This window comes from Prosthecomicrobium sp. N25 (assembly GCF_037203705.1).
In the GTDB taxonomy this organism is placed as follows: Bacteria; Pseudomonadota; Alphaproteobacteria; order Rhizobiales; family Ancalomicrobiaceae; genus Prosthecodimorpha.
Genome location: NZ_JBBCAT010000001.1, coordinates 865,815 through 891,815 on the forward strand (window position 1 = coordinate 865,815; position 26,001 = coordinate 891,815).

Here is a 26,001-nt window from a genome sequence, read left to right on the forward strand (position 1 = left end):
AGTTGCAGCCTTGAGAACTTTTCCGATCGGCTTGAGGCACCGATGCGGAAGGCTCCGATTTTCGAGGAGTTACGGAATGGCGAATGCGCTTTCGATGGACCTGCGCCAGCGGGTTCTGGCCGCCATTGCCAGCGGTCTTTCGTGCCGGGAGGCCGCGGCCCGGTTCGGTGTCAGTCCGGCGAGCGCCATCCGGTGGCGCGCCCTCGAGCGGGCGACCGGCACGGTCGCGCCGAAACCGCAGGGCGGCGATCGCCGCTCGGCGCGCATCGAGGCCCACGCGGAGTTGATCCTGCGGATCGTCGAGGAGCGGCCGGGGATCACCCTGAACGCCCTCAAGGCGGAACTCGCCAAGTCGGGGATCCACGTCGGAATCGGAACGCTGTGGCGCTTCTTCGAGCGGCGCCGCCTGGCCGAGAAGAAGAACCGGCCGCTCAGGCCAAATCGCAGGCAACGCAAGCCGTGAACCGGTGCAGGACCCGGAGACGGCTGCGAGGAGATCGGAAAGCCATGCAATCGCAGCGAAGCGACCGAAGTAAACCGGCATCGCGTCGGGGGTCGAGTGTGAGGAACACGTACGCACAAAACCTCGTGAACGAGGAAAAAGCGTTGTTTTTGCACCGCACCGTGGTATCTAATGCCATCGTTCCGCTGAACGCTCCGATTTTGCGAAAAGAGGGCGCGGCGGACGGCCGGGAAGCCGGTGCGCGGACTTCGCCGCACGCCGGGTTTTCGCATGGTCCAGTCATGATCAATCGCCCGGAAAGTGGCGAAATGACCTCGGGTCTGCTCGTTCTGGAAGGATGGCACGGTCTCGCCGGTATTGCGCGCAGTACGGAGTTTGGAGGTATGCCATGAACAGACAGTCGCGGCCCTTGAAGACTTCGTCCATTGCCGATTCTCCCGTTCAGCACATCCAGTCCTTCCTCTCCAAGATCTTCAATTTCCTCGGCGACGCACTCTTCGGCCAGGGTCCGAAGCCCGCCCGGCGGTTGAGCCTGCGCTCGCGCGTCAGGGCCGCCGTCCGGGCTCCGCTGCGCTTTCCGGCGCTTTACGCCACCGACCTGGTTCTGAGCGGCGTCTCCCTCTTCCTCGCGACGGTGATGCGGCTCGGGCTCGACGCCGCCAACTCCGGCAGCGAGGCCTTCGGGGCCGTGGTGGTTGCCTGGCCGATGCACACGGCCATCTGCGCGATCGTCTTCCCCATGACGGGGCTCTACATGCGGACCTGGAAGTTCGCCTCGCTCGGCGACATCTTCCAGATCTTCAAGTCCGTCTTCCTGGCGTCCCTCATCTTCGTCGCGGTCATCTTCCTCTACTCTCGGTTGCAGGCGATCCCGCGTTCGGTGATCGCCATGAACGCCGTATTCCTGGTTTCGCTGATCACCCTGACGCGGCTCTCCTTCAAGCTCGACCGCATGGACGTGTTCGGCACCGGTGCGCGCACGCAGACCAGCTTCTCCGAGATGATCCCGGTCCTGCTGGTCGGGGCGGGCCATTCCGCCGACCTCTACCTGCGCGCCTTGCAGCGCGACCGCAACGCCCAGTACTGGCCGGTCGGTTTCCTGGACGTCGACAGCGCCCAGCGCGACCTGCTGCTGCGCGGCGTCCCGATCCTCGGCGGGGTCGACGAGTTCGATGCCGTGATGGAGGACCTCGTCGATCGCGGCCAGGCGCCGCGCCACATCATCTTCACCGAGAGCCCGGCCGTCTTCGGCGAGGGCAGCGCGGAGGCGCTCATCGAGCGCGCGGAGAGGATGGGGCTCACCGTCTCGCGCCTCGCGCCCGCCACCGAACTGCGCAGCCCGCGCGAGGAGAATCGCTTCCAGCTTCGTCCGATCGAACTCGCCGACCTGCTCGAGCGTCCGCAGATCACCCATGATCGCGAGCAGTTGAGCCGGCTTGTCCACGGCTGCCGCGTCCTGGTGACCGGCGCCGGCGGGTCGATCGGCAGCGAGCTCGTCCGTCAGGTCGCCTCGCTCGCTCCGGCCGAGGTCGTGCTGATCGACAATAGCGAGTTCAACCTCTACTCAATCGATCTGGAACTCGCCGAGAAGTTCCGCGACGTGCCGCGGGCCGCCTATCTCTGCAACGTCCGCGACGCCGCCCGTGTCGACGAGATCATGGATCGCCACCGGCCGGAGCTCGTCTTCCACGCCGCCGCCCTGAAGCATGTGCCCATGGTCGAGCTGAACCCCTGCGAGGGCGTGCTCACCAACGCGATCGGCACCATGAACGTCGCCGAGGCCACCCGGCGGATCGGCGCCCGCGCGATGGTCCAGGTCTCCACCGACAAGGTCGTCAACCCGACCAGCGTGATGGGCGCCACCAAGCGGCTGGCCGAACTCTACTGCCAGGCCCTCGAGCTGGACGACACCCGTCCGGCAACGCGCGGCGACACCACCCGCTTCATGACCGTCCGGTTCGGCAACGTGCTGGGCTCGAGCGGCTCCCTGATCCCGCTGTTCAAGCGCCAGCTGGCCCAGGGCGGCCCGCTGACCGTGACCGACCCGGAGATGAAGCGCTTCTTCATGACCATCCGCGAGGCCGTCGAGCTCACGCTCCAGGCCTCCGCGCACGGGCTCGAGAAGAAGGCCGGTCGCGGCGAGATCTTCGTGCTCGACATGGGCGAGCCGATCAAGATCATCGACATCGCGCGCCGGGTCATCAAGCTCGCCGGCTGCGTTCCGGACGACGACATCAAGATCGAGATCGTCGGCTGCCGTCCGGGCGAGAAGCTCTTCGAGGAGCTCTTCGACGACGACGAGAAGCGGGTCCGCAGCGCGGTCCCCGGCATTCTCGGCGCCGTCCCCGCCCCCGTCCCGCTCCCGACGCTGCGCGAAGCCTTCCAGCGGATCCGCCGGGCGGCCGAGAAGGGCGACGCACCCTCGGTGTTCGGCATCCTTCAGGACGTCCTGCCGGGCTATCGCCGCGGGTCCTCGACGCCCGCGCCGCGCCGCGCGGCCTCGAACACGCCCGTGTCCGGCCCCGCCGGCACCGCGCTCCCGGTCGAACGTCAGGCGCCTCTCGGTGCCACGGAGGAAATCCAGGCATGATGCAGTCCCTCAGCGGCGGGAGGGCTCTCGCCCGGGCCGCCCGTATCCTTGCGGCCGCCGCCTTCCTGGCCATGGCCGCGCGCCCCGCGCTGGCGACCCTCGACTACAATCTCGCGCCGGGTGACGTGGTCGAATTCGACTTCCTCGACGACGACGAGCTGCCCCGGCAGCTCACCGTGTCCGCCGACGGCAAGATACAGGTTCCCCTTCTCGGGGCGGTCGTGGTCGCGGGTGTCCCCGTCGGGGACGCCCAGAAGCTCCTCGAGCGGCAGTTCGTCGACCGCAAGTTCCTCCACGACCCGCGGCTCAGCCTGTCCGTGGTGAACTTCCGGCCGATCTTCGTGCTCGGCGACGTGCGCAACCCCGGTTCCTTCCCCTTCAAGCCGCTGCTCACCGTCGAGCAGGCGATCGGGCTGGCGGGCGGGCCGAGCGTGGCCGGCGCGCGTGCGGACGAGAGTCCGGTCGCTGCCAGCAAGATCCGCGGCGAGATCGCCGGCATCGACGCCGACATCGTCCGGGAGGCGATCGTCTCCGCGCGCCTCAGCGCCCTGCTCGGCGGCCGCACGACCATCGAGGTCGCGGACCTGCCCGAGTCGACGCGGCCCTACATCCGCAACTTCGAGCCCTTGAGGGCGGTCGCCAGCGACTATCTGGCGGCCGAGAACCAGCAGTTCGCCAAGCAGAAGCAGATCCTGGGCGAAAACATCGCCGAGACCTCGCGCGAGATGGCGCTCCTCGAAGAGCAGATCGTCAACCAGGCCAAGACCATCAAGTTCAGCCGCGAGGACGCGGAGCGCACCAGCGCACTCCTCAAGAACGGTCTGACACGCGCCAGCGAGATGTCCCGGGTCGAGCGCCAGTTGACCTCGGACGAGGGGCGAATGCTCTCCCTGCAGACCCAGGTCTCGCAGCTCAGGCGGAGCATCGGCGAGTTGAAGCGCGACCTGGCCCAGCTCGAGGACCAGCGCCGGAAGGAAGCCCTGCTGTCCCTGCAGGACCAGACGATCAAGCTCGACAAGCTCTTCGCGTTGCGGCGCGCGAGCGAGGATCAGCTCCTCGTCACGGCCAACTTCTCCGCCGAGGCGCTGCGGTCCGGCCAGTCCGTCATCGACTTCAAGATCCGGCGCCGCGTCAACGACAAGATCGAGAGCATGGCGGTCGACAACCTCGCCGATGTTCTGCCCGGCGACGTGGTGATGGCCGTCATCCGGCGTCCCGAACCGACGACGCTCGGCGCCGTGGTCCGGCCCGTCGCCGAGAACGGGGTCAAGGTCCCCTGAGCGACCGGGCCCGCGGACCGGGTCCACGTACAAGTCCAGGACGATTCTATGGCCGGAGGGGAACGCGACCCCTTCGGCCATTGTCGTTTTGATGGCGAGCCGCCGGCGCGATCGCACCCGATCCGATGTGACGAAGGCTTTTGTTGTACCGAGACGCGGCCGCTGGCGGCCGCAGGAACCGACTGTCTCTCGTCGCCCCGGGCCGCGACGGTCGTCCGCGACCGGGCGGGCCTTACCCCGGGGGGGGGGGGGACTCGCCTGGCAGGGCGGCAAGAACGGGCCGCAGGTCGCGAGAAGCGTCGGCCCTGCGGATTATTCGCCCGCCGGCGCCGGAACGGCCCCGGACGAAACGGCATCCGGCCCCGGGCCGCGCGTCAGCCCGTATCGGAACCGAAGCGCCATCCCGACCATGACGATGGTCCCGAGCACCAGGTGGGCGATGTTCGCCCCCATCGGCCCGAGCACCGGGATGAGGACCAGAGCCGTGGCGTGGAAGACCAGGGCGCCGCCGAGCACCAGCTTGAGGACGGCCTTCTGCCGGCCCATGGCGAACAGCGCGGAGCGCAGCGAAGCCGAGGTCAACGCGAGGGTCACGGCCAGCATCTGGATCACCAGCAGCGGCGCGGCGGCCACGAAGTCGTGGCCGGCGACGATCCTCAGGAGCGGTTCGCCGATCACCATCAGGACGGCGACCCCCACCAGGCCGAGGCCGAACAGGATCGCGGCCATCTGGACCACCGCACGCCGGAAGGCTTCGACCTGACCCGCGGCCCAGAACCGCGCCACCTCCGGATAGAGGACGGTCTGCACCTGGCTCCCGGCGAGTTCGGCCATCCGGCCGATCCGCTTCGCGATGTGGTAGAGGCCGGCCGCCGCCGGATCGGCCAGCCAGCCGACCAGCAGGGTGTCGAGCTCGTGGGTGCTCATCCGAATCGTGCTGGTCAGGTTGCTGGTCCAGGCGAAGTTCCAGATGTTCGGGAACCGCGCGCCGACGCCCCGGAGCGGCGCCCGCCAGAAGGACAGCGCCTCACGCCGCCGGAGCTCGAACATGGCGATCCCGAAGAGCGTCGCCGAGGAGACGACCTGCAGCAGGGTCCAGCCGACCACGAAGTAGAGGAGCCCGGCATCGAGCCAGTAGCCGACGACCGTGAAGACGAGCCGGATGACGGAGGAGCTGACCTGCGAATAGGCGATCAGCTTGAAGCGGCCGGCGAGCCGCACCACGGCGGTCGGCATGCCCGTGACGTTGAAGAGCAGCAGGCTGGCGTAGATCAGGAGCAGCTTGGAGGTGGCCTCCGACCACCCGAACAGCGGCCCCGCCAGCAACGCGATCCCGACCGCCACGCTCCACGCCGCCACCGATCCGGCGAGGTCGAGCATGAAGCCGTATTTCATCAGGACCTTGAAGTCCTCCCGCCGCTCCGGGGCGTCGAGCCCGGCGCCGTACTTGATGAGCGGCTGCCAGGACTGGAACGCGACCAGTCTCTCGACGGCACGCACATAGGTGTGGATCAGCGCCAGCACGCCGTAGTCGAAGGCGCCCAGGGTGCGGGCCGTCAGCGCGAAGGCGACGAGACCTAGGAGCGTGCCGGCGAAATTTCCCGACAGGACATGCGCGATGTTGACGAGCCGGCGCCCCAGCGCGCGGTCGACCGAGGCGCGCGCCGCCCGCTTCAGTCTCGCCGCGACACCCGTCTCCGGAGGCGTCCCGGAACCCTTCACGTCCGAATCGTCTTTGCTCGTCACGCTCACCTTCCACCGCGCGCGGCGCGGCCGGAAAATCCTCGCCGTGCAGGCAATCATATAACAGCCGCAACACCAAGACACGATCGGGAGATCGCAACCGATGGACGCTATGGTGAACCCGACGTCGTCATCCGGCCCCCGCCCGGTCCGCTGCGCCGCACGGACCGTCCTTGCAGCGTTGCTCATCGGATCGGTCGCGGTCCCCGCTGCCGCCGCCGCCGAGCCGGCCGTGCCCGACCGGACGGCCATGGTCGCCGCCATGGACCGGGCCGTCGCCTACGCGACAGGCCGGCTCTCCGCCGCCGGCACCTATGTCTGGTCCTGGTCGGAGGATCTCTCGCGCCGCCGGGGCGAGGGATCCGTCCCGCCCGGGACGGGCTGGATCCAGCCGCCGGGCACCCCTGCCTTCGGGGCGGCGTTCCTGGCCGTCCACCGGGCCACCGGCAGTCCCGCCGCATTGGAGGCCGCCCGCGACGTGGCGGAGGCCCTGGTCGACACACAGCTCCTGTCCGGGGGCTGGTCCAACCGGGTCGAGACCGATCCGGCCGCGAGGGGACGCTGGTGCTACCGCGTGCTGGTCGCCACGGACCGCGACTGCGCCGCGCTCGAGGTCGAGAAGGGCCGCAACCGCAGCCTTCTGGACGACGACACCACGCAGGCAGCGCTGGCCTTCCTGCTCGCCTACGACGAGCGCGTCGAAGGAGCCGATTCCCGCGTCCGCGAGGCGCTGCTCTACGGCCTGGACCGGATTCTCGACGGCCAGTACCGCAACGGCGCCTGGCCGAACACGCTCGAGCCGTCGAAGGCGCGCCGGGCCGCGGAAGCCCGGATTCAGCCCGCCGCGACGGCCCGCTACCCGGACGGCGACTGGCCGCGCACGTGGATGAAGCCCTCGGGCGGGGTCTATTTCATCCTCAACGACGACTCGATGCGCGACACCACCCGCCTCGTCCTCGCCGCCGGCCGCCGCTTCGGCGATCCGCGCTACCTCGAGGCGGCCCGCCGCGCGGCCGACTTCCTGGTGGCGGCTCGGCTCCCCGCGCCCCAGCGCGGCTGGGCCCAGACCTACGACGCCGGCATGGTCCCGGTATGGGGGCGGCGCTTCGAGCCCCCGGCCGCCGCCTCGCGCGAGACCGCCGGCGCCATCGAGACCCTGATCGAGGTCTTCGGCGCCACCGGCGACCGCCGCTATCTCGCCGCCGCCCGCGAGGGCGCCGACTGGCTTCGCTCGGTCAGGCTCGCGGACGGCCGCTGGTCGCGCTTCTACGAGCTCCGCACCGACCGGCCGCTCTACATGGACCAGGCGAACGCGCCGACCTACGAGGACCGCGATCTGCCCGGTCACTACACCTGGAAAAGCGACTTCGGCATTCCGGACCTGATGGAGCGGCTCGCAGCGGCCGAGCGCGGCGCGCCGGTGCCCCCTGTCGACCCTCTGCCGGATCCCTCAGCCGCCCTCCGCCCCGCCGACCTCGCCCGCGAGGCGGCACGCCTCGTCCGAAGCCAGGACGCGCAGGGGCGCTGGGTCCGCGGCGGCTGGATCCAGGCGGACGACATGGTGCGCGCTCTGCGGCTCCTCGCCCGCGCCGCCGACACGGCCCGCTGACGGGCCCGTGTCTCTGTCTCTCAGGGCCCGAACGTCTTGAAGAGCACGAGCCGCTGGCCGGCCTGGGACCGGCAATCGTCGGACGCTTCGCCCGAAGCGACGACCGCGAGCGCGCTGCGTTCGAGCGTCATGAGGAGCGAGGGCTTCGCATCGCCGCCCGCGGACTTGGCCCCGCGGCCGGCGGGCTCGACTTCCACCACGGCGTTCGGCTCGTCGGCGCGTCGCACCTGCGTCTGGAACCGGCATTCGGACGCGCCGTAGCGCAGCACCTCGAACTCGGCGGACCACACGCCGCTGGTCACGGGGGTGAGGTCCAGCCGCGCCTTGTAGTTCGCCCAGTGCCCCCCGAATCCCTCCACGGCCGCGCCGATCCGGCCGAGCCAGTTGGCCCGTTCCGAGATCGCCTGGGCGAGGTGTTCGATGCGCCGGTCGTTGGATGCGACGAGGCGGACCACGACGCCGTCGCTCGGGCCGGACTCCTTGGCGATGGCGCGCCGGAACCCGTCGTCGACCATGTCGAGGAAGGCCGCCTGGTCGGCCTCGAGGGCCTCGCGCGCCAGATCCCCGACCCGCCGCCGCGCCGTCCTGACCGCCGTCTCCATGATCTCGTGCGCCAGCGCCACGACCGGGCTGAGGCAGGCGGCCACTTCGCGCGGCTTCGTCCGCCCCGCCCCGCAATCCGTCGGCTTCGCCGCCTGCCCGAGGGCGGTGGACGGCAGCAGAGCCAGCAGGATGACGATGAAGAGTCTCATATTTTTCAATCCCGCGCGGCCCAAGAAGCAGGACGCGAGGATGACCCAACGGGCGCGCGAGGGCAATGTTCCGATTGTCGAAAGGACAACCTGCGGCACCCCGCCCCGCAAGCGCTCCACATCGGGCTCGGGACGGCGTGGGCCACTGACGGCAGAGCCGGAGCCTTTGCGTCCGGTCCGGCGAAGGCGCCGCGCGTCCCCTGCGAGCCGGCTACGTCGTAAGGCGGGGTGCCGATCCGATCAGCCGTTCGTACTCGGTTTCCGCTCCGCCGTAGGCGTCCATGGCAAACGCCTCCAGTCCTGCGCGATCCCGCACCCGCAGGGCCATTCGCTTGGCCCTGATGAAGCCGTAACCTTCGAGCGCGTGGGTCGCGACCGTCACGCCGGCCCGGCGCACGCCCAGCATCGATGCCAGGAACTGGTGTGTCATGTGGATCTCGTCCCCGTCGGTCCGGTCATGGGCCATGAGGATCCATCGCGCCAGCCGCTGCTCGAGTGTAAAGCGCGCGGCTGCGCGAGCATTGGCCGAGACCTGGACCAGGAAGGCGAAGCAGTATCGCCGGAGAACGGCCATATCCGCGTCTCGGCGCCCGAGTACGGCGAGCAGGACGTCCGCCGACACGCGAAGGACCCGCGCCGATTCTGACTGGACGAAGATCAGGAAAGGGCTCTGGCGCGAGTTCATGACCGCCGGGAGGCCGGAAAACCCCTCGAACCCGATCAGCCCGACTTCTAACTCGCGATGGCCGGTGCTCTGGACGACGGACAGGAGCCCGTCCTCGATGAAATGGACATAGGCCAGGTCGTCCCCGGGCCTGCAAATCCTGTCTCCGCGCGAGAGGCTCTGCTCGTCGCACTGGATCAGGAGCTGCTCGCGACCTTCCGTCGAGAAGGCCTGAAGCAATAGGTTGTTGATGTGGTGAGCCACGGCTCCCTCCGGCTTGGGGCGGGAGCACGTCGGCACTCTCAGCCGGCGCCGCCCGATATCCGTGGGTGCCGATAGAATAAGCATAGACCTGAACGGCGTTCGTCGAAAGTAACGTTTCCGAAATCTCTAGCAAAGCGCGCAATGATTTGAAATCTTGACCAAATCGAACCGCATCGCAAATCGCGCAACCCCGCAGTCTTTCATGAACTTGAGGTGCCGCTCGAGCTTGGAGGAACCCCTGCCGGCGGAGCCGCGTGGATCGTCGGGCTCGCCGTTTCGGTGACCGCTACGAACCGAGATCATGTGTCCGGATCGGGAAATCTGGAACTGGTGGAGCCAAGGGGAGTCGAACCCCTGACCTCTTGAATGCCATTCAAGCGCTCTCCCAACTGAGCTATGGCCCCACGTTCCGGTGCCGGGGTTTGGGAACTCCCGGCCGACGGCGGGCTGTGTAGGACGAACCCGCCGAGCGATCAAGTGCCTTTTTGGAGATCGCGCGATTTCGCCCGACCGCCTGTGGAGAACCCGTCCGGCGCGGCCGCCGGACGGGCGGGCGCGTCAGCGCTCCTCGTCCTCGCCGTCGACCTCGATGTCGATGCCGTCGATGTCGTCGTCCTCTTCCTCCTCCAGGAAGGTGTCGTCCTCGATGTCGTCCTCGATGGCCGGCAGTTCCTCGTCCTCGATGCCGGGCACCTCCTCGGCTGCACCGGCTTCGGCATCCGCTTCCTCCAGCGGGATGATCTCGACCGTCGAGGTCTCCTCGACCTCGTCCTCCTCCTCCTCCTCGACCGGCGCGGCCTTGACCCGCATGGTGGCGGCCGCGAGCGTGAAGGCCGTGCCGCATTTGGGGCACAGGATCGGATCACGGTTGAGGTCGTAGTACTTGGTGCCGCAGTTCGGGCAGAGCCGCTTGGTGCCGAGCTCGGGTTTGGCCACGGATCCTGTCTCCGGCTTTGTCGAGGGAAAATTCGGGTGCCCCGTTTAGTCCGAAGGCGACGCGCCGTCAAACCGGAAATCGCCGGAATCCGGGCGGCGGGCCGGCCGATTGCCGCGGCTTTGCGGCGTGACGCCCGCACGGCCCCGTGCTAGGAGGGCGCCGAGCCCACGACCCTTCGCGATCCCGGGGAAATCCCATGGCCCACGCCGCCGCCAAGACGCCTCTCGCCGCCGGCGCCGCCGGCCCGCTCGCCGGCCGGATCCGCGTGCCCGGCGACAAGTCGATCTCCCATCGCTCGCTCATGTTCGGCGCCGTCACGGTGGGCGAGACCCGGATCGAAGGGCTGCTCGAGGCCGAGGACGTGCTCGGCACGGCGGCCGCCATGCGGGCGCTCGGCGCCACCGTGACGCGCGACGGCGAGGGGCTCTGGCGCGTGTCCGGCCTCGGCGTCGGCGGCCTGCTGGAGCCCGAGACCGTGCTCGACTTCGGCAACGCCGGCACCGGCTCCCGCCTCACCATGGGCCTCGTCGGCGGCCACGCGATCGCGGCCACATTCGTGGGCGACGCCTCCCTGTCCCGCCGTCCCATGGGCCGCGTGCTCGATCCCCTCCGCCGCATGGGCGTCGAGGTCATCGCCCGCAAGGGCGACCGCATCCCCCTGACCTTGCGCGGTCCCGACGTGGTGGTGCCGATCACCTACCGCGTCCCCGTCCCCTCCGCGCAGGTGAAGTCGTCCGTGCTCCTCTGTGCGCTCAACTCGCCGGGCGTGTCGACCGTGATCGAGCCGGTCGCCACCCGTGACCACACCGAGCGCATGCTGCAGGGCTTCGGCGCCGCCATCGAGGTCGAGAAGGGTCCCGCCGGCGAGCGCGTCATCCGCCTCCAGGGCCGGCCGGACTTCAAGCCCCAGACCGTCACCGTGCCGGGCGATCCGTCCTCCGCCGCCTTCGCGATCGTCGCCGGCCTGATCGTCCCCGGCTCCGACGTGACCGTCGAGGCCGTGCTCCTGAACCCGCTCCGCACCGGCCTGTTCACCACCCTCCTGGAGATGGGCGCGGACCTCACCATCGAGAACGAGCGCCTGTCCGGCGGCGAGCGCATCGGCGACGTGCGGGTCCGGTCGAGCCGCCTGAAGGGCGTCCGGGTCCCGCCCGAGCGCGCCCCCTCGATGATCGACGAGTACCCGATCCTCTCGGTGGCCGCCGCCTTCGCGGAGGGCGAGACCTTCATGGAGGGCCTCGAGGAACTGCGCGTGAAGGAGAGCGACCGCCTCTCCGCCGTCGCGCATGGCCTGAAGGTCAACGGGGTGGAGGTCGAGGAGGGCGAGACCTCGCTGAAGGTCGTCGGCGGCGCCCGGCGCATCGGCGGCGGCACCGTGCCGACCCATCTCGATCACCGCATCGCCATGTCGTTCCTGGTCATGGGGATGGCCGGCCACGCCCCCGTGACGGTCGACGACACGGCCACCATCGCGACGAGCTTCCCGAGCTTCCTCGCCCTGATGACCGGCCTCGGCGCGGCCTTCCAGGAGGCCCGCGCGGCCGCGTGAGGGTGGGCATGGGGAGCGCGGACCGCCTCAAGGCCTTCCTGAAGGCCGAGGCCGCCCGCCTCGGCTTCGCCGACTGCCGCGTCTCCGCGCCCGATGCCATCCCCGAGGCCCCGGCCCGCCTGGCGGCCGCCCTCGCCGACGGCCACCACGCCACCATGGCCTGGATGGCGGAAACCGCGGCCCGCCGGGGCGACCCGCGCCTGCTCTGGCCGGACGTGCGCTCCATCGCGGTCCTCGCCATGAACTACGGTCCGGACGAGGATCCGCTGGCCGTCCTGGCCGAGCCGGACCGCGGCGGCATCTCGGTCTACGCCCGCCACCGCGACTACCACGACGTGGTCAAGGGCAAGCTGAAGGACCTCGCCACCCGCCTCGGCGCCGGTGCCCGCGCGCTCGGCGTCGCCGGCGACGCCAAGGTCTTCGTCGATACCGCCCCGGTCATGGAGAAGCCGCTCGCCGCCGCCGCCGGCCTCGGCTGGCAGGGCCGCCACACCAACCTCGTCTCGCGCCGCCACGGCTCCTGGCTGTTCCTCGGCGAGATCTTCCTCGGCTTCCCCCTCGCCCCCGACCCGCCCGAGGCGGACCATTGCGGCTCCTGCCGTGCCTGCCTGGACGCCTGCCCGACCGGGGCCTTCCCGGCCCCCTATCGGCTCGACGCGCGCCGCTGCCTCTCCTATCTGACCATCGAGCATGCCGGCCCGATCCCGCGCGAATTCCGGGCGCCGATGGGCAACCGCATCTACGGCTGCGACGACTGCCTCGCCGTCTGCCCCTGGAACAAGTTCGCGTCGGAAGCCGCCGAGATGAAGCTCCGGGCCCGTGACGACCTGCGCCGCCCCCGCCTCGCCGACCTGGCCGGCCTGGACGACGCGGGCTTCCGCGCCCTCTTCGCCGGCTCGCCCGTCAAGCGGATCGGTCGCGACCGCTTCCTGCGCAACGTCCTGACCGCGATCGGCAATGCGGGCGACCCCGGGCTCGCCGCCGTCGCGCGCGACCGCCTCGACGATGCCTCGGCCCTGGTCCGCGGCGCGGCCGTCTGGGCCCTGTCCCGCCTCCTGCCCTCCGAGGCCTTCGAGCGGCTCCGCGGCGAGCGCGCGCCCGCGGAGGCCGATCCGGACGTCAGGGCCGAGTGGGAGGCGGGCGCGGCGCCGGAGGTTGCCTCGTCGGCCCGCAGGCCCGGGTGACGCCCGCCGCCGGCGCTCCTATAGTGCGCGCGCGACCAAGAGGTTCCGAACGCCCCATGATCCCCGACACCCTGCGCGACCGGCGCATCCTCCTCGTCATCGGCGGCGGCATCGCCGCCTACAAGGCGCTCGACCTGATCCGCCGCCTGCGCGAGCGCGGCGCCCGGGTCCGCGTGGTGATGACCGAGGGCGCCCGGCGCTTCGTCACCGAACTCGCCGCCGGCGCCCTGTCCGAGGACCGCGTCTACACCGACCTCTTCGACCTCACGTCGGAGCACGAGATCGGCCACATCCGCCTCTCCCGCGAGGCCGACCTGCTGGTGGTCGCGCCGGCGACCGCCAACCTCCTCGCCCGCATGGCGAACGGCCTCTGCGACGACCTCGCCACCAACGTCCTGCTCGCCACCGACAAGCCGGTCCTGGCCGCCCCGGCCATGAACCCGCGCATGTGGTCCCATCCTGCCACGCGCCGCAACGTCGACCGGCTGATGGCCGACGGCATCGCCCTCGTGGGCCCGAACGTCGGCGCCATGGCCGAACGCGGCGAGGTCGGCCCCGGCCGGATGGCCGAGCCCCTGGAGATCGTCGCCGCCGTGGAGGCCATGCTGGCGCCCGCCGAGCCGAAGCGGCTGCCCGGGCAGGTGCTGCTCGCCGCCAACACCACGATCCCGGTCCCGCCCGGCCCGCTCGCCGGCCGCCACGTGCTCGTCACCTCCGGGCCGACCCACGAGCCGATCGACCCGGTCCGCTACATCGCCAACCGCTCCTCCGGCAAGCAGGGCCACGCCATCGCGGCCGCCGCCGCCGCCGCGGGCGCACGCGTGACCCTGGTCGCCGGCCCGGTCGCGATCCCCGACCCGCCCGGCGTGACGGTCGTCCACGTCGAGACCGCGCGCGAGATGCTGGCCGCCGTCGAGCGGGCGCTCCCCGCGGACGTCGCCGTCATGGCGGCGGCGGTCGCCGACTGGCGCGTGGCGAGCGAGGCCGGCGAGAAGATCAAGAAGGGCCCGGGCGGCGCCCCGGCCCTGAGCTTCGTCGAGAACCCCGACATCCTCGCCACCGTCGGCTGGCACCCCACCCACCGGCCGGCCCTCGTCGTCGGCTTCGCGGCCGAGACCGAGAACCTCATTGCCAACGCCGGCGCCAAGCTCGCCCGCAAGGGCGCGGACCTGATCGTCGCCAACGACGTCTCCCCCGCCACCGGCATCATGGGCGGCGACCGCAACACCGTCCGCATCGTCGCCAAGGAGGGGGTCACCGAATGGCCCGACATGCCCAAGGAGGCGGTCGCCGAGCGGCTGGTGGCGCTCGTCGCCGACAGGCTCCGCCTTGTCTGAAGCCTCCTTCGCGGCGGAGCGGCCGGCCGCCGTCGCCCGCGCCCTCGCGGTCCTGCACCGGCGCTCGCCGATTCGCGCCTGGTCGCTGATCGTCACCATCTTCGGCGACTGCATCTCGCCGCGCGGCGGGTCGATCGGCGTCGGCACCCTGCAGGAGATCGCCGCCGCCCTCGGCCTCGATCCCGGCGTGGTGCGCACCGCGCTGACGCGCCTCGCCGCCGACGGGCTGGTGGAGCGCGAGAAGGCCGGCCGCCACAGCTTCGCGCGCCTGAGCCCGGCCGCGGAGGCCGACACCCGCCGGGTCGCCCCGCAGATCTATCGCTTCGTCGAGCGCCCCTGGTCCGGCCGCTGGCGGCTGGCCTTCCTGGCGCCGGCCGGCGACGCCGCCCCGGAACTCCGCGCCGCGCTCCTGCGCGACGGCTTCGCCCCGGTCGCGCCGACGCTCGTGATGGCGCCGCTGGCCGACGACGGGGTGCTCTATTCCGGCCGCCGCCCCGACCTCGCGCGCGCCGCCGTGCTCGACGCCGCCGGGCCGCCCGCCGAAGCTCCCTCCTATGCCGCCGACCTCTGGCCCACGGCGGCGACCGGCGCCGCCTATGCGCGTTTCCTGGCCGACTTCGAGCCGGTGGCCGCCGCGCTGCGCACCCCGCCCGCCGCGGACCTGGACGCCCTGGCGATCCGCATCGCCCTGGTGCACGAGTTCCGCCGGATCGTGCTGCGCGACCCACTGCTGCCCGCCGATCTCCTGCCGCGGGACTGGCCCGGCCGCGAGGCCCGCGCGCTCGCCGGCCGGCTCTATGGGCTCGTCCTGCCCGCCGCCGAGCGCTGGCTCGACCGCGAGGCCCGCACCATCGACGGCCCGCTCCCCCCGCCCGACGACCGCCTCGGCCGCCGCTTCCCGGCCTGAACCTTCGGGAAGCTCCGACCTATCGATATGTCAATGCCGGGCTTATCCCGGCCATCCGCGCCATGTAGACCGCCCGCCCGTCCCGGATGCCGGGACGAGCCCGGGCAGGCAGAAACCAAACCAGTGCAAGGGGTTTCGCCTCGATGAGCCCGGGATGGCGGCGCCCCGCCGGTGGCCCTTGCCTCCGCCCAACGTGTTACAGAAAATCGCTTGAAATCTAAATTTTCGTGACATATACTTTTTCCATCGACCGCCGGACGGAAGGCGGCCGGGCCCGCGAGGGGCCCCCCGAGGAGGACGCCCGATGTACACCCAGGCGCTGAACGCCCTCGACACCCATGTCCCGGCCGGCGATGCCGAGCGGGAGGCCCGCTTCCAGGCGCGCATCGACGCCGAGGCGAAGATCGAGCCGAACGACTGGATGCCGGAAGGCTACCGCAGGACGCTCGTCCGCCAGATCTCCCAGCACGCCCATTCCGAGATCATCGGCATGCAGCCGGAGGGCAACTGGATCACCCGCGCCCCCTCGCTCCGCCGCAAGGCCGCGCTGCTCGCCAAGGTCCAGGACGAGGGCGGCCACGGCATGTACCTCTACGCCGCCGCCGAGACGCTCGGGGTCAGCCGCGAGGAACTCGTCGACCAGCTCCTGGCCGGCAAGGCCAAGTATTCCTCGATCTTCAACTACCCGACCCTGACCTGGGCCGACATGGGCGCGATCGGCTGGCTCGTCGACGGCGCCGCGATCATGAACCAGATCCCGCTCTGCCGCTGCTCCTACGGGCCCTATGCCCGCGCGATGATCCGCATCTGCAAGGAGGAGAGCTTCCATCAGCGCCAGGGCTACGAGCTGATGCTTAGCCTCTGCCGGGGCACCCCGGAGCAGAAGGCCATGGCGCAGGACGCCCTGAACCGCTGGTGGTGGCCGAGCCTGATGATGTTCGGCCCCTCCGACAAGGAATCGGTCCATTCGGCCCAGACCATGGCCTGGAAGATCAAGCGCTTCACCAATGACGAGCTGCGTCAGAAGTTCATCGACGCGACCGTCCCGCAGGGCCACTTCCTCGGCCTGACCTTCCCGGATCCGGATCTGACCTTCAACGAGGCCACGGGCCATTGGGAACACGGGCCGATCGATTGGAGCGAGTTCACCCGCGTCGTGGCCGGCGACGGCCCCTGCAATCGCCAGCGCATGGCCGCCAAGCGCAAGGCCGAGGCGGACGGCGCCTGGGTGCGCGAGGCCGCCCTCGCGTATGCGGAGAAGCGCCGCGCCCGCGCCGCCGAAGCCTACCGGGTCGCCGCCGAGTGAGACGGACGAGGGCCGCCGCGGCGGCCGGGAGGAACGCCATGACCGAGAAGAAGATGCCGCTCTGGGAAGTCTTCATCCGCAGCCGCAACGGGCTCGCCCACCAGCATTGCGGCTCGATCCACGCCGCCGACGCCGAGATGGCCCTGATCGCCGCCCGGGACGTCTACACCCGGCGCGGGGAGGGGCTCTCCATCTGGGTCGTGCCCTCGAGCGCCATCGTCGCCTCCGACCCGTCCGACAAGGACATGCTGTTCGAGCCGACGGCCACGAAGGTCTACCGCCACCCGACCTTCTACGAGATCCCCGACGAAGTCGGCCACATGTGACCGGCGGCCGCCCGCCCGTTCCTCGCGTCCGCGGGCGCCTCCTCGACCGTCGCCCCGACCCCTTCGCGACAGGACCACGACCCATGTCGACCCCGATCGTCGCCTACACGCTCCGCCTCGCCGACGACGCGCTCGTGCTCGGCCATCGGCTCTCCGAATGGACCTCCCGCGCCCCGACGCTCGAGGAGGAGATGGCGCTCGCCAACATCGCCCTCGACCTGATCGGCCAGGCCCGCGCGCTCTACACCTATGCCGGCGAGGCCGAAGGCCGCGGCCGGACCGAGGACGACCTCGCCTACTTCCGCGGCGAGGCCGAGTTCGGCAACCTGCTCCTCAACGAGCTCCCGAACGGCGACTTCGCCTTCACGATCGCCCGCCAGCTCCTCGTGTCGGCCTTCATGCTGCCCTTCTGGACCGCGCTGACCGGCTCGCGGGACGCCACCCTGGCGGCCATCGCCGCGAAGGCCGAGAAGGAGGTCGCCTACCACCTCCGCCACGCCGCCGAGTGGACCGTCCGCCTCGGCGACGGCACCGACGAGAGCCGTGTCCGCATGATCGCCGCCCTCGACGAGCTCTGGCCCTGGACCGGCGAGATGTTCGAGATGGATGGCCCCGAGCGCGCGCTCGTCGAGGCCGGGGTCGCGGTCGACCGCGAGCGGCTTCGGGACGAATGGTCCGCCACGGTCGGCGAGGCGCTCGCCGAGGCCGGCCTCGATCGCCCGCGCGACGGCTGGATGCAGACCGGCGGCCGCCGCGGCCTGCACACCGAGCATCTCGGCCACATGCTGGCCGTCATGCAGTCGCTCGCCCGCGCCCATCCCGGCGCGACCTGGTGACCGGGGAGGGGCCCATGCAGCCGTCCTCCGCCCCCCTCTCCGTCGCCCCGGCGCCCGCCGGCCCGCCGGAGACCGAGGCCGACCGCCTCGCCCGCGCCCGCGCCGCCGCCGCGACCGTCTGCGATCCCGAGATCCCGGTCCTCTCCATCGAAGACCTGGGGGTCCTGCGCGATGTCCGCTTCGACCCGGCCGGCCGGGTCGAGGTCACCATCACGCCGACCTATTCGGGCTGCCCGGCCATGAACATGATCGCGGTCGACATCGCGGTCGCGCTCGACCGGGCCGGCTTCCCGGACGCCCGCGTCGTCAGCGTCCTGACCCCCGCCTGGTCGACCGACCTGATGACCGAGCGCGGCCGCGACGAGCTCCGCCGCTACGGCATCGCCCCGCCGGTCGGCCGCGCCCGGACCGGCCGCCGCGCCCTCTTCGGCGAGACCGCGGTGGCCTGCCCGAAATGCGGCTCCCCGGACACCGAGCGGATCTCGGAGTTCGGCTCGACCGCCTGCAAGGCCCTCTACCGCTGCCGCGCCTGCCGCGAGCCCTTCGACTACTTCAAGTGCATCTGAGGTCCCGCCCATGACCCCGCGCTTCCATACGCTCACCGTCAAGGATGTCCGGCCGGAGACCCGGGACGCGGTCTCGATCGTGTTCGACGTGCCGGCCGAGCTGAAGGACGAGTATCGGTTCGCCCCCGGCCAGTACCTGACGCTCCGCGCCGACATCGGCGGCGAGGACATCCGCCGCTCCTACTCGATCTCCTCCGGCCTCGACGACGGCGAGATCCGGGTCGCGGTCAAGAAGGTCGACAGCGGCCGCTTCTCGGGCTTCGCCTGCGGCGATCTCAGGCCCGGCGACCGCCTCGAGGTGATGACGCCCTCCGGCCGCTTCACGGTCCCGCTCGACGCGGAAGCCGAGCGCACCTACCTGGCGGTCGCGGCCGGCTCGGGCATCACGCCCGTCCTGTCGCTGATGAAGTCGATCCTCGCCCGCGAGCCGAAGAGCCGCTTCATCCTGGTCGACGGCAACCGCACCGCCGCCGACATCCTCTACCTGACCGAGATCGAGGACCTGAAGGACCGCCATCTCGACCGGCTGACCGTCTTCCATGTGCTGTCCCGCGAGAGCGCCGACGTCGCGCTCCTCGCCGGCCGCATCGATGCGGCGAAGCTCTCCACCATCGTCGAGCGTGCCTGCCCCTTCGCGGGCATCGACCACGCCTTCCTGTGCGGCCCGCAGGGGCTCGTCGAGGAGGCGCGCGCCTGCCTGGAGGCGCTCGGCATCCCGCATGAGCGCATCCATGTCGAGCTCTTCACCCCGGCGGCCGATGCCCGGCCCGTGGCGACCCGCGTCTCCGCCCACGACGGCTCCGCCGAGGCCGCCGCCCCGGTGGCGGCCACCGCCGAGATCCGCCTCGACGGCCGCCGCTACCAGGTGCCGATCGCGCAAGGAGAGACCGTCATCGACGCCGCCCGCCGCGCCGGCCTGGAGGCGCCCTACAGCTGCAAGGGCGGCATGTGCTGCACCTGCCGCGCCAAGGTGCTGGAGGGCGCGGTCGAGATGGACGCCAACTGGTCACTGGAGCCCTGGGAGCTGGAGGCAGGGTTCGTCCTGACTTGCCAGTCGCACCCGACCACCGCCAAGCTCGTCGTGGACTACGACGCCATGTAGGCGACGTGGTCGCGGTCCAACGCTGTTTCCCTGGCCCGCCGGCCCGCCGGCGGGCCTTTCTTTTCCATCCGCCGGCCTGCCGGCGGGCCTTTTCTTTTTCGGCCTCCGCCGGCCCGCCGCCGAGCTTTTCCTTGGGATCCGCGGCCCCGCCCCGGCGGGCTGAACGCTCGCTGAACGACCGCTTCAGCCTCGGTTCGCGACCAAAGTCTTATTCCTCGCTCATCCCAAGCGGCGTCGGCGTGCGGGCCGGCCGCCAGAGACCAAGACGAGGAGACCACCATGTCCGCCACCACGATGACCTCGGGCCCGACCCGGTCCACGATCGCCACCCGCCTCTCCGGCATCGCCGCCCGCCTGGGCAAGGCCCGGCGCGACCGCGCCGACATGAAGCGCCTGATGGAGCTCGACGACCGGATGCTGTCCGACATGGGCATCTCGCGCAGCGAGATCGAGATGGCCATGAAGGGCCGCTACTACTGAGACCGGTCCCACGAAGTCCCGACCTTTCGATCTGTCATTGACGGGCTTGTCACGGCAATCCAAGCCACGCGGACCGAGCGCCCATCCTGGATGCCCGGGACAAGCCCGGGCACGACAGAGACGAAGGCCGTGCAAGGGGTCGAGACTTCGTGAGCCGGGTACGAGAGACACGCGCGGACGCCCTGGCCACGCCGACACAATGGCGTGATCGGGGCGTTTCGCCATGGAGTTGCTCGCTTCCTGCGGTCCGAAGGGGCTCCTTCGTTGTCGGACCGCCATGCTGTTCCTCGTCAAGAAACTCCTTCTCGGCTTCGTCCTTCTCTTCCTCCTGCCCCTGGCCGCGCACGCGCTCTGGACCTGGCACCGGGGCTGGGCGGGCGACTGGCGCGCGGCCGACTGGTCGAGCACCGGCACGCTTCCCCCCGCCACCGCCGATGCCCCGGCGGCGGTCCGCATCTTCGCGGCCCGCACCGGCCGCTGGCGCGGCATCTTCGCGGTCCACACCTGGATCGTGCTGAAGGACGCCGGCGGTCGCTGGGAGCGCTACGACAAGGTCGGCTGGGGCACGCCCATCCGCCGCAACGGCTACGCTCCCGACGGCCGCTGGTTCGGCCACGACCCGGAGGTGGTGTTCGCCGCCGACGGCGCCGGGGCCGAGGCGCTCATCCCGAGGATGCGCGCGGCCGTCGCCGCCTACGAGTACGGCAAGGCCGGCGACTACCGCGTCTGGCCCGGCCCCAACTCCAATACCTTCGTGGCCTCCGTGATGGCCGCCGTCCCGGAGATCCGGACCGCCCTGCCGCCGACCGCCATCGGCAAGGACTTTCCCCACGACGGCCGCTGGATCGGCCCGTCCCCCTCGAACACCGGCCTCCGCCTGACGCTGGCCGGCTACCTCGGCCTGACGGTCGGCTGGGTCGAGGGCCTGGAGCTCAATGTGCTGGGGGCCGTCGCAGGGCTGGACGTGAGGCGCCCGGCGATCAAGTTGCCGGGGTTCGGAAGAGTGGGGATGTGATCTCCACTCGAACCTTCGACCCGCCGGCCCGAGGCGGCGCACCCATGCCCCGTGCCCGGGTGCGGCCCGGAACCCCTCGACACGAGCAAGCGACTGACAGTCAGGCCGCTCTGAGGTTCTTGACGAACTCGGAAACCTGCTGCTGCAGCTCGACGGACTGGGTCTGAAGGTTCGAGGACAGATCCATCAGCTGGGTCGAGGCTGCTCCGGTCATCTCGGCGGACTGGCCGACCCCGGTGATGTTGCCCGTGACCCCGGCCGCGCCGGTGGCCGCACGTTGCGTGTTCGCCGCGATCTCTCCGGTGGCCGCTCCCTGCTCCTCGACCGCGGCCGCGATGGTCGACGCGACCTCCTGGATGGTGTTGATCGTCGTCACGATGCGATTGATGGCGCCGACGGTCTGCTCCGTCGCAGACTGGATCTCCCCGATCTTGGAGGCGATGTCGTCGGTGGCCTTCGCGGTCTGGGCCGCGAGCTGCTTCACCTCGGACGCGACCACCGCGAAGCCTCGCCCGGCCTCGCCGGCTCGCGCGGCCTCGATGGTTGCGTTCAGGGCGAGCAGGTTCGTCTGCCCCGCGATGTCCCGAATGAGATTGATGACGTCGCCTATGCGGACTGCCGCCTCGGTCAGCGCCCGCACGTTCGCTGCGGTCTCGGTGGCTTCGTTCGCGGCGCTGCCGGCGATCGCGGCCGACCTGTTCACCTGCACGGTGATTTCCCGGATCGAGGCCGACAGCTCCTCGGCGCCGGCGGCAACGGTCTGCACGTTGGTCGACGCCTCCTCGGCAGCGCCCGAAACGGCCTGTGCCTGTCGAGAGGTCTCTTCAGCCGTGGCCGAGAGGTTGCGGGCCGCAAGCGCGACCTCGCCGGAGGACTTGTTGAAGCGCTCGGCGAGGCTGCCCATGGTGGACTGGAACGTGTCGGCGAGGCGGTTGCGCTCCGATACGATCCGGGCCTGGACCACACGATCCTGGTCCGCCTTCTCTGCCCGCATGCGCTCGACCTCGGCCAGGCCGTCCGCGAAGACCGCCAGGGCCTGGGCGAGATGGCCGAGTTCGTTCGTCTGGCTTTTGAATGGGATCTCGGTCCGGTAGTCTCCACCGGCGACTTTCGACATGGCCGTCGTGATGCGACGGATCGGGCCGCTGACGCGGAACACGGCGAACAGTCCCTGCAGGACTGCGATAAGGGTCATGAAGCCGGTTCCGCCGACGACCAGCCACCAGGAGCGATCGAAGGTGGCGTCGTTGGCGGCATTGACGGCGTCGGCATCCTGGTTGTTCCGGTCCATGAGCTCGTCCAGAAGGGTGCCCACCGGTGCGTAGGCCTCGTCCATTTCGCCGAGGACCAAGGTGCGCGCATCTTCGATCTTGCCCGTGTTGACAAGGCCGATCATCTTCTGGGTGAGTTCATCATACCACCGGAACCCCGCGACGATCTGGTTCAACTGGGAAGTCTCCGCCCCTGGCGCCATGTGCTTGGCGTATTTGCCGGACCATTCGGTGAAGGCGGTGCGGGCGGCATCCATATCCTTCCTCTTCTCAAGTCGCGCCTGGTCCGACGCCGCCAGGACGAACTCCAGGCCCGCGATTCTGAGATCGCCGAGCGCGACATTCATCTCCTCGGCCTCCTGCATGCCGGGCAGTATGTCGTCGTAAAGGGTCTCGGCGCCGCCGTTCACGCGATCGAGACTGGTGGTCGAAACGACGCCGACAGCAAGGCTGAGGCCGACGCTGAGGATGGCGCCGAGCAGCAAACCAGCGCGGACGGAGATGGATTTCATCGTTCGAAGCCTTTTTTCCGGAGTGCTGACCTTACGGATCCGGGACCCGCTTCGATCCGTACCGTCTCTCACAACTGCCGACGGGTGCTGACGAGAGGGTCGCTCCCGCAACCTGCGCAGAGCATTCCCTAACGGAACAAGGATCGGTACAACTACTTAAGATTGAATGAAATTTCTATGTTTGAATCAATAATCGCATCCGGCGGTCAATGTGCCTCGTCCCAATTCTGAGCCGCCCTCGCATCCACCTGCAATGGCACGCCGAGCGTCACCGCCGGGTGGGGGGCGTCCTCCATCACGCGCCGGATGACCGGCAGGGTCGCGTCGATCTCACTCTCCGGCACCTCGAAGATGAGTTCGTCGTGCACCTGGAGCAGCATCTGCGCGTTGAGGCGGGCCTTGGCGAGGGCGGGCTCGATGCGGATCATGGCGCGCCGGATGATGTCGGCGGCGGAGCCCTGGATCGGGGCGTTGATCGAGGCCCGCTCGTTGAAGGCGCGCACGGACGGGTTCTTGGCGTTGATCTCCGGATAGTGCGCCCGCCGGCCGAAGATGGTCGTCACGTAGCCGTCGCGCCGGCACGCCGCCTTGGTGGCCTCCATGTAGTCGCGGATGCCGGGGAAGCGCTCGAAATACTTGCGGATATAGGCTCCCGCCTCCTCGCGCCCGATGCCGAGCTGGTTGGCGAGGCCGAAGGCCGAGATCCCGTAGATGATGCCGAAGTTGATCGCCTTGGCGCGCCGCCGCACCATCGGGTCCATGCCGGCGACCGGCACGCCGAACATCTCGGAGGCCGTCAGGGCGTGGATGTCGACCCCGTCCGCGAAGGCGCGCTTCAGGGCCGGGATGTCGGCGATATGGGCGAGGATCCGGAGCTCGATCTGGCTGTAGTCGGCGGAGACGAGCTGCGTCCCCGGCGCGGCCACGAAGGCCTTGCGGATCTTGCGCCCCTCCTCGGTGCGGATCGGGATGTTCTGCAGGTTGGGCTCCGATGAGGAGAGCCGCCCGGTCGTCGTCGAGGCGAGCGCGAAACAGGTGTGCACCCGCTTGGTCTCCGGGTTCACGAAGCCCGGCAGCGCGTCCGTGTAGGTCGACTTCAGCTTGGAGATCTGCCGCCAGTCCAGGATCTTGCGGGCGAGCTCCACCCCCTGGCCGGCCAGGTCCTCGAGCACGTCCGCTCCCGTCGCCCAGGCGCCGGTCGGCGTCTTCTTGGCCCCCGGCAGCCCCATCTTGCCGAAAAGGATGTCGCCGAGCTGCTTCGGCGAGCCGAGGTTGAACCGCTCCCCGGCGAGGTCGTGGATCTCCGCCTCGAGCCGCGCCATGCCCTGCGCGAAGTCGCCGGAGAGCCGCGACAGCATCTGCCGGTCGATCGAGATGCCGCGCATCTCCATCCGCTTCAGGACGTCGACGAGCGGCCGCTCCAGCGTCTCGTAGACGGTCGTCATGCCCTCGGCGACGAGCCGCGGCTTCAGGCAGCGCCAGAGCCGCAGCGTCACGTCCGCGTCCTCGGCCGCATAGGCGGTCGCCCGGTCGAGGGGGACGAGGTCGAAGGTGACCTGGTTCTTGCCGGTCCCGGTCACGTCCTTGTAGGCGATCGTCTTGTGGCCGAGGAGCCGCTCGGCGCACTCGTCCATGCCGTGCCCGTTCTTGCCCGCGTCGAGCACGTAGGAGATCAGCATCGTGTCGTCGGCGCCGACGACCGGCGCGCCGTGCCGCTCCAGCACCATGGCGTCGAACTTCAGGTTCTGCGCCACCTTCAGCACCGACCGGTCCGCCATCAGCGGCGCGATCACGGCGATCGCCTCGCCGGTCGGGATCTGGCCGGCCACGAGGCCGTCGTCGAAGAGCCCGGCGCCGCCCGCCCGGTGCAGGAGCGGCACGTAGCAGGCCTCCCCGGGCGCAACCGCCAGCGAGAAGCCGACGAGGTCGGCCCGCATGGCGTCGAGCGAGTTCGTCTCCGTGTCGACCGCAACGACGCCCGCCTCGCGCGCCCGCGCGACCCAGGCCTTCAGCCCGTCCAGCGACAGCACGCAGTCGTAGCGCGACGTGTCGAACTGGCCCCTGTTGCCCTCCGCCGCGCGCTCCGCCGCGAGGCCGAGCGGCGTCGGCCCGCCCGGCGGCTTCGGTTCCACGTCGGTCACCGCATGGAGCGCGATCGGCACCGCCGGCGTCTCTCCGGGTGCCGCCTCGGGCACGGGGCTGCTTTCGCCGGCGGGAGCCTCCGGCGCGCCCGGCGGCCAGAAGCGGATCCGCACTTCGGCGGGCGCGATGCCGGCCGGCTCGCAGCCGGTCGCCTCGGCCACCCGGCGGGTCAGCGTGGTGAACTCCATCGCCTTCAGGAAGGCGATCAGCTTCTGCCCGTTGACGGCCGCGACCGCCAGGTCCTCGATCGGATGGTCGAGCGGCACGGCGCCGTCGAGGGTGACGAGGGTCTTGGAGATGCGGGCCTTGTCGGCGTTGTTGACGAGGGCCTCGCGCCGTTTCGGCTGCTTGATCTCGCCCGCCCGGGCGAGCAGCGTCTCCAGGTCGCCGTATTCCTCGATGAGCTGCGCCGCCGTCTTGATGCCGATGCCCGGCACGCCCGGCACGTTGTCGACCGAGTCGCCCGCCAGCGACTGCACGTCGATCACCTTCTCGGGGGGCACGCCGAACTTCTCGATCACCTCGGCGCGGCCGATCCGCTTCTCCTTCATGGTGTCGTACATGGTGACCCGGTCGCCGACGAGCTGCATCAGGTCCTTGTCGGAGGCCACGATCGTCACGTCCGCCCCGCACGCGACCGCCTGCTTCGTGTAGGTCGCGATCAGGTCGTCGGCCTCGTAGCCGAGCTGCTCGATGGAGGCGACGTTGAAGGCCTCCACGGCCTGCCGGATCAGGCCGAACTGCGGCCGCAGGTCCTCCGGCGGCTCCGGCCGCTGCGCCTTGTACTGGTCGTAGAGGGCGTTGCGGAATGTCACCGCCGAGGCGTCGAACACCACCGCGATGTGGGTCGGCTTCACCCCGACCTCGGTCTTCTCCGCCTCCCGCAGGAGCCGCCAGAGCATGTTGCAGAAGCCCGAGACGGCGCCGATCGGCAAGCCGTCGGACTTGCGCGTCAGCGGCGGCAAGGCGTGGTAGGCGCGGAAGATGTAGGAGGAGCCGTCGACCAGGAAGACATGGTCGCCGGCCTTGACGGCGCAAGGCTCGGCGCCGTTCCGGAGGGCCTTGGGCAGGGCGGAGGCGGAGGCGGTGTCGGTCATGGCGGGCGATCATAGGCCGCCGAGCCAGGATTGGAACCCGGAACAGGCGAGTTCGCGAGCTGCACGAAT

At 70.4% G+C, this 26,001-nt stretch carries 21 protein-coding genes, 1 tRNA gene and 1 pseudogene; 16 read left to right on the forward strand and 7 right to left on the reverse strand.

What is annotated here, in order from left to right; all coding sequences use genetic code 11:
* Positions 1–76: 76 nt before the first annotated feature.
* The 4 genes and pseudogenes from WBG79_RS03975 to WBG79_RS03990 all read left to right on the forward strand — a co-directional run.
* A pseudogene (locus tag WBG79_RS03975) lies at positions 77–421 on the forward strand (helix-turn-helix domain-containing protein); the annotation flags it as partial.
* A 140-nt stretch (positions 422–561) separates the two neighbouring features.
* Positions 562–855, forward strand: a complete 294-nt coding sequence (locus tag WBG79_RS03980) for a hypothetical protein (protein WP_337355810.1) — start codon at positions 562–564, stop codon at positions 853–855.
* Entirely contained in the window at positions 852–3,053 is a 2,202-nt protein-coding gene (locus WBG79_RS03985) for a nucleoside-diphosphate sugar epimerase/dehydratase (protein ID WP_337355811.1), read from the forward strand. The genes WBG79_RS03980 and WBG79_RS03985 overlap by 4 nt, the downstream gene beginning before the upstream one ends.
* Entirely contained in the window at positions 3,050–4,333 is a 1,284-nt protein-coding gene (locus tag WBG79_RS03990) for a polysaccharide biosynthesis/export family protein (protein WP_337355812.1), read from the forward strand. The genes WBG79_RS03985 and WBG79_RS03990 overlap by 4 nt, the downstream gene beginning before the upstream one ends.
* Positions 4,334–4,645: 312 nt before the next feature.
* On the opposite strand, the gene WBG79_RS03995 is transcribed toward WBG79_RS03990, so the two are convergent.
* Positions 4,646–6,079 carry a lipopolysaccharide biosynthesis protein gene (locus WBG79_RS03995; RefSeq protein WP_337355813.1) on the reverse strand — a complete coding sequence of 478 codons (1,434 nt, stop codon included), beginning with the start codon at positions 6,077–6,079 and terminating at the stop codon, positions 4,646–4,648.
* Between the two features lie 229 nt (positions 6,080–6,308).
* Between WBG79_RS03995 and WBG79_RS04000 the strand changes: the two genes are divergently transcribed.
* Positions 6,309–7,685 carry a hypothetical protein gene (locus WBG79_RS04000; RefSeq protein ID WP_337355814.1) on the forward strand — a complete coding sequence of 459 codons (1,377 nt, stop codon included), beginning with the start codon at positions 6,309–6,311 and terminating at the stop codon, positions 7,683–7,685.
* A 20-nt stretch (positions 7,686–7,705) separates the two neighbouring features.
* Here the strand turns inward: WBG79_RS04000 and WBG79_RS04005 are convergent, their stop codons facing one another.
* From WBG79_RS04005 to WBG79_RS04020, 4 genes are all read right to left on the reverse strand, one after another.
* Positions 7,706–8,437: a hypothetical protein gene (locus WBG79_RS04005; RefSeq protein ID WP_337355815.1), complete on the reverse strand. Its 732-nt coding sequence runs from the start codon at positions 8,435–8,437 to the stop codon at positions 7,706–7,708.
* A gap of 211 nt (positions 8,438–8,648) precedes the next feature.
* Entirely contained in the window at positions 8,649–9,365 is a 717-nt protein-coding gene (locus tag WBG79_RS04010) for a Crp/Fnr family transcriptional regulator (protein ID WP_337355816.1), read from the reverse strand.
* A 328-nt stretch (positions 9,366–9,693) separates the two neighbouring features.
* Positions 9,694–9,769 (reverse strand) — tRNA-Ala (locus tag WBG79_RS04015).
* Between the two features lie 154 nt (positions 9,770–9,923).
* Complete coding sequence (locus tag WBG79_RS04020) at positions 9,924–10,301, reverse strand: TIGR02300 family protein (protein ID WP_337355817.1); 378 nt, start codon at positions 10,299–10,301, stop codon at positions 9,924–9,926.
* 197 nt (positions 10,302–10,498) lie between these two features.
* On the opposite strand from WBG79_RS04020, the gene aroA reads away from it, so the two are divergent.
* The 11 genes from aroA (at position 10,499) to WBG79_RS04075 (ending at position 20,910) form a co-directional block, all read left to right on the forward strand.
* Positions 10,499–11,851, forward strand: a complete 1,353-nt coding sequence (aroA, locus tag WBG79_RS04025) for a 3-phosphoshikimate 1-carboxyvinyltransferase (protein WP_337355818.1) — start codon at positions 10,499–10,501, stop codon at positions 11,849–11,851.
* The gene (gene queG, locus WBG79_RS04030; protein ID WP_443147403.1) at positions 11,848–13,035 is read left to right on the forward strand and encodes a tRNA epoxyqueuosine(34) reductase QueG; all 1,188 of its coding nucleotides are present in this window, start codon (positions 11,848–11,850) and stop codon (positions 13,033–13,035) included. The genes aroA and queG overlap by 4 nt, the downstream gene beginning before the upstream one ends.
* A gap of 56 nt (positions 13,036–13,091) precedes the next feature.
* A complete protein-coding gene (coaBC, locus tag WBG79_RS04035) occupies positions 13,092–14,372 on the forward strand; it encodes a bifunctional phosphopantothenoylcysteine decarboxylase/phosphopantothenate--cysteine ligase CoaBC (RefSeq protein WP_337355820.1) in 1,281 nt (426 codons plus the stop codon).
* On the forward strand, positions 14,365–15,279 hold the full coding sequence (locus WBG79_RS04040; protein ID WP_337355821.1) for a PaaX family transcriptional regulator C-terminal domain-containing protein: 915 nt from the start codon (positions 14,365–14,367) through the stop codon (positions 15,277–15,279). Before coaBC ends, WBG79_RS04040 begins: the two co-directional genes overlap by 8 nt.
* 304 nt (positions 15,280–15,583) lie before the next feature.
* Entirely contained in the window at positions 15,584–16,585 is a 1,002-nt protein-coding gene (gene paaA, locus WBG79_RS04045; RefSeq protein WP_337355822.1) for a 1,2-phenylacetyl-CoA epoxidase subunit PaaA, read from the forward strand.
* Positions 16,586–16,623: 38 nt separating this feature from the next.
* Positions 16,624–16,911, forward strand: coding sequence for a 1,2-phenylacetyl-CoA epoxidase subunit PaaB (gene paaB, locus WBG79_RS04050; protein ID WP_337355823.1), 288 nt, complete (start codon positions 16,624–16,626; stop codon positions 16,909–16,911).
* Positions 16,912–16,994: 83 nt separating this feature from the next.
* Entirely contained in the window at positions 16,995–17,747 is a 753-nt protein-coding gene (gene paaC / locus WBG79_RS04055; RefSeq protein ID WP_337355824.1) for a 1,2-phenylacetyl-CoA epoxidase subunit PaaC, read from the forward strand.
* Positions 17,748–17,761: 14 nt separating this feature from the next.
* Positions 17,762–18,313, forward strand: a complete 552-nt coding sequence (paaD, locus tag WBG79_RS04060; RefSeq protein ID WP_337355825.1) for a 1,2-phenylacetyl-CoA epoxidase subunit PaaD — start codon at positions 17,762–17,764, stop codon at positions 18,311–18,313.
* A gap of 10 nt (positions 18,314–18,323) precedes the next feature.
* Positions 18,324–19,415, forward strand: a complete 1,092-nt coding sequence (gene paaE, locus WBG79_RS04065) for a 1,2-phenylacetyl-CoA epoxidase subunit PaaE (RefSeq protein ID WP_337355826.1) — start codon at positions 18,324–18,326, stop codon at positions 19,413–19,415.
* 279 nt (positions 19,416–19,694) lie between these two features.
* Positions 19,695–19,895 (forward strand): DUF1127 domain-containing protein, encoded by a 201-nt coding sequence (locus WBG79_RS04070; RefSeq protein WP_337355827.1) that lies wholly within the window; start codon positions 19,695–19,697, stop codon positions 19,893–19,895.
* A 277-nt stretch (positions 19,896–20,172) separates the two neighbouring features.
* Positions 20,173–20,910, forward strand: a complete 738-nt coding sequence (locus WBG79_RS04075; RefSeq protein ID WP_337355828.1) for a DUF3750 domain-containing protein — start codon at positions 20,173–20,175, stop codon at positions 20,908–20,910.
* 100 nt (positions 20,911–21,010) lie between these two features.
* Here WBG79_RS04075 and WBG79_RS04080 read toward each other — a convergent pair whose 3' ends face one another.
* Positions 21,011–22,693 carry a methyl-accepting chemotaxis protein gene (locus tag WBG79_RS04080; protein WP_337355829.1) on the reverse strand — a complete coding sequence of 561 codons (1,683 nt, stop codon included), beginning with the start codon at positions 22,691–22,693 and terminating at the stop codon, positions 21,011–21,013.
* Positions 22,694–22,899: 206 nt separating this feature from the next.
* Positions 22,900–25,932, reverse strand: a complete 3,033-nt coding sequence (gene polA / locus WBG79_RS04085) for a DNA polymerase I (protein ID WP_337355830.1) — start codon at positions 25,930–25,932, stop codon at positions 22,900–22,902.
* Positions 25,933–26,001: the final 69 nt, after the last annotated feature.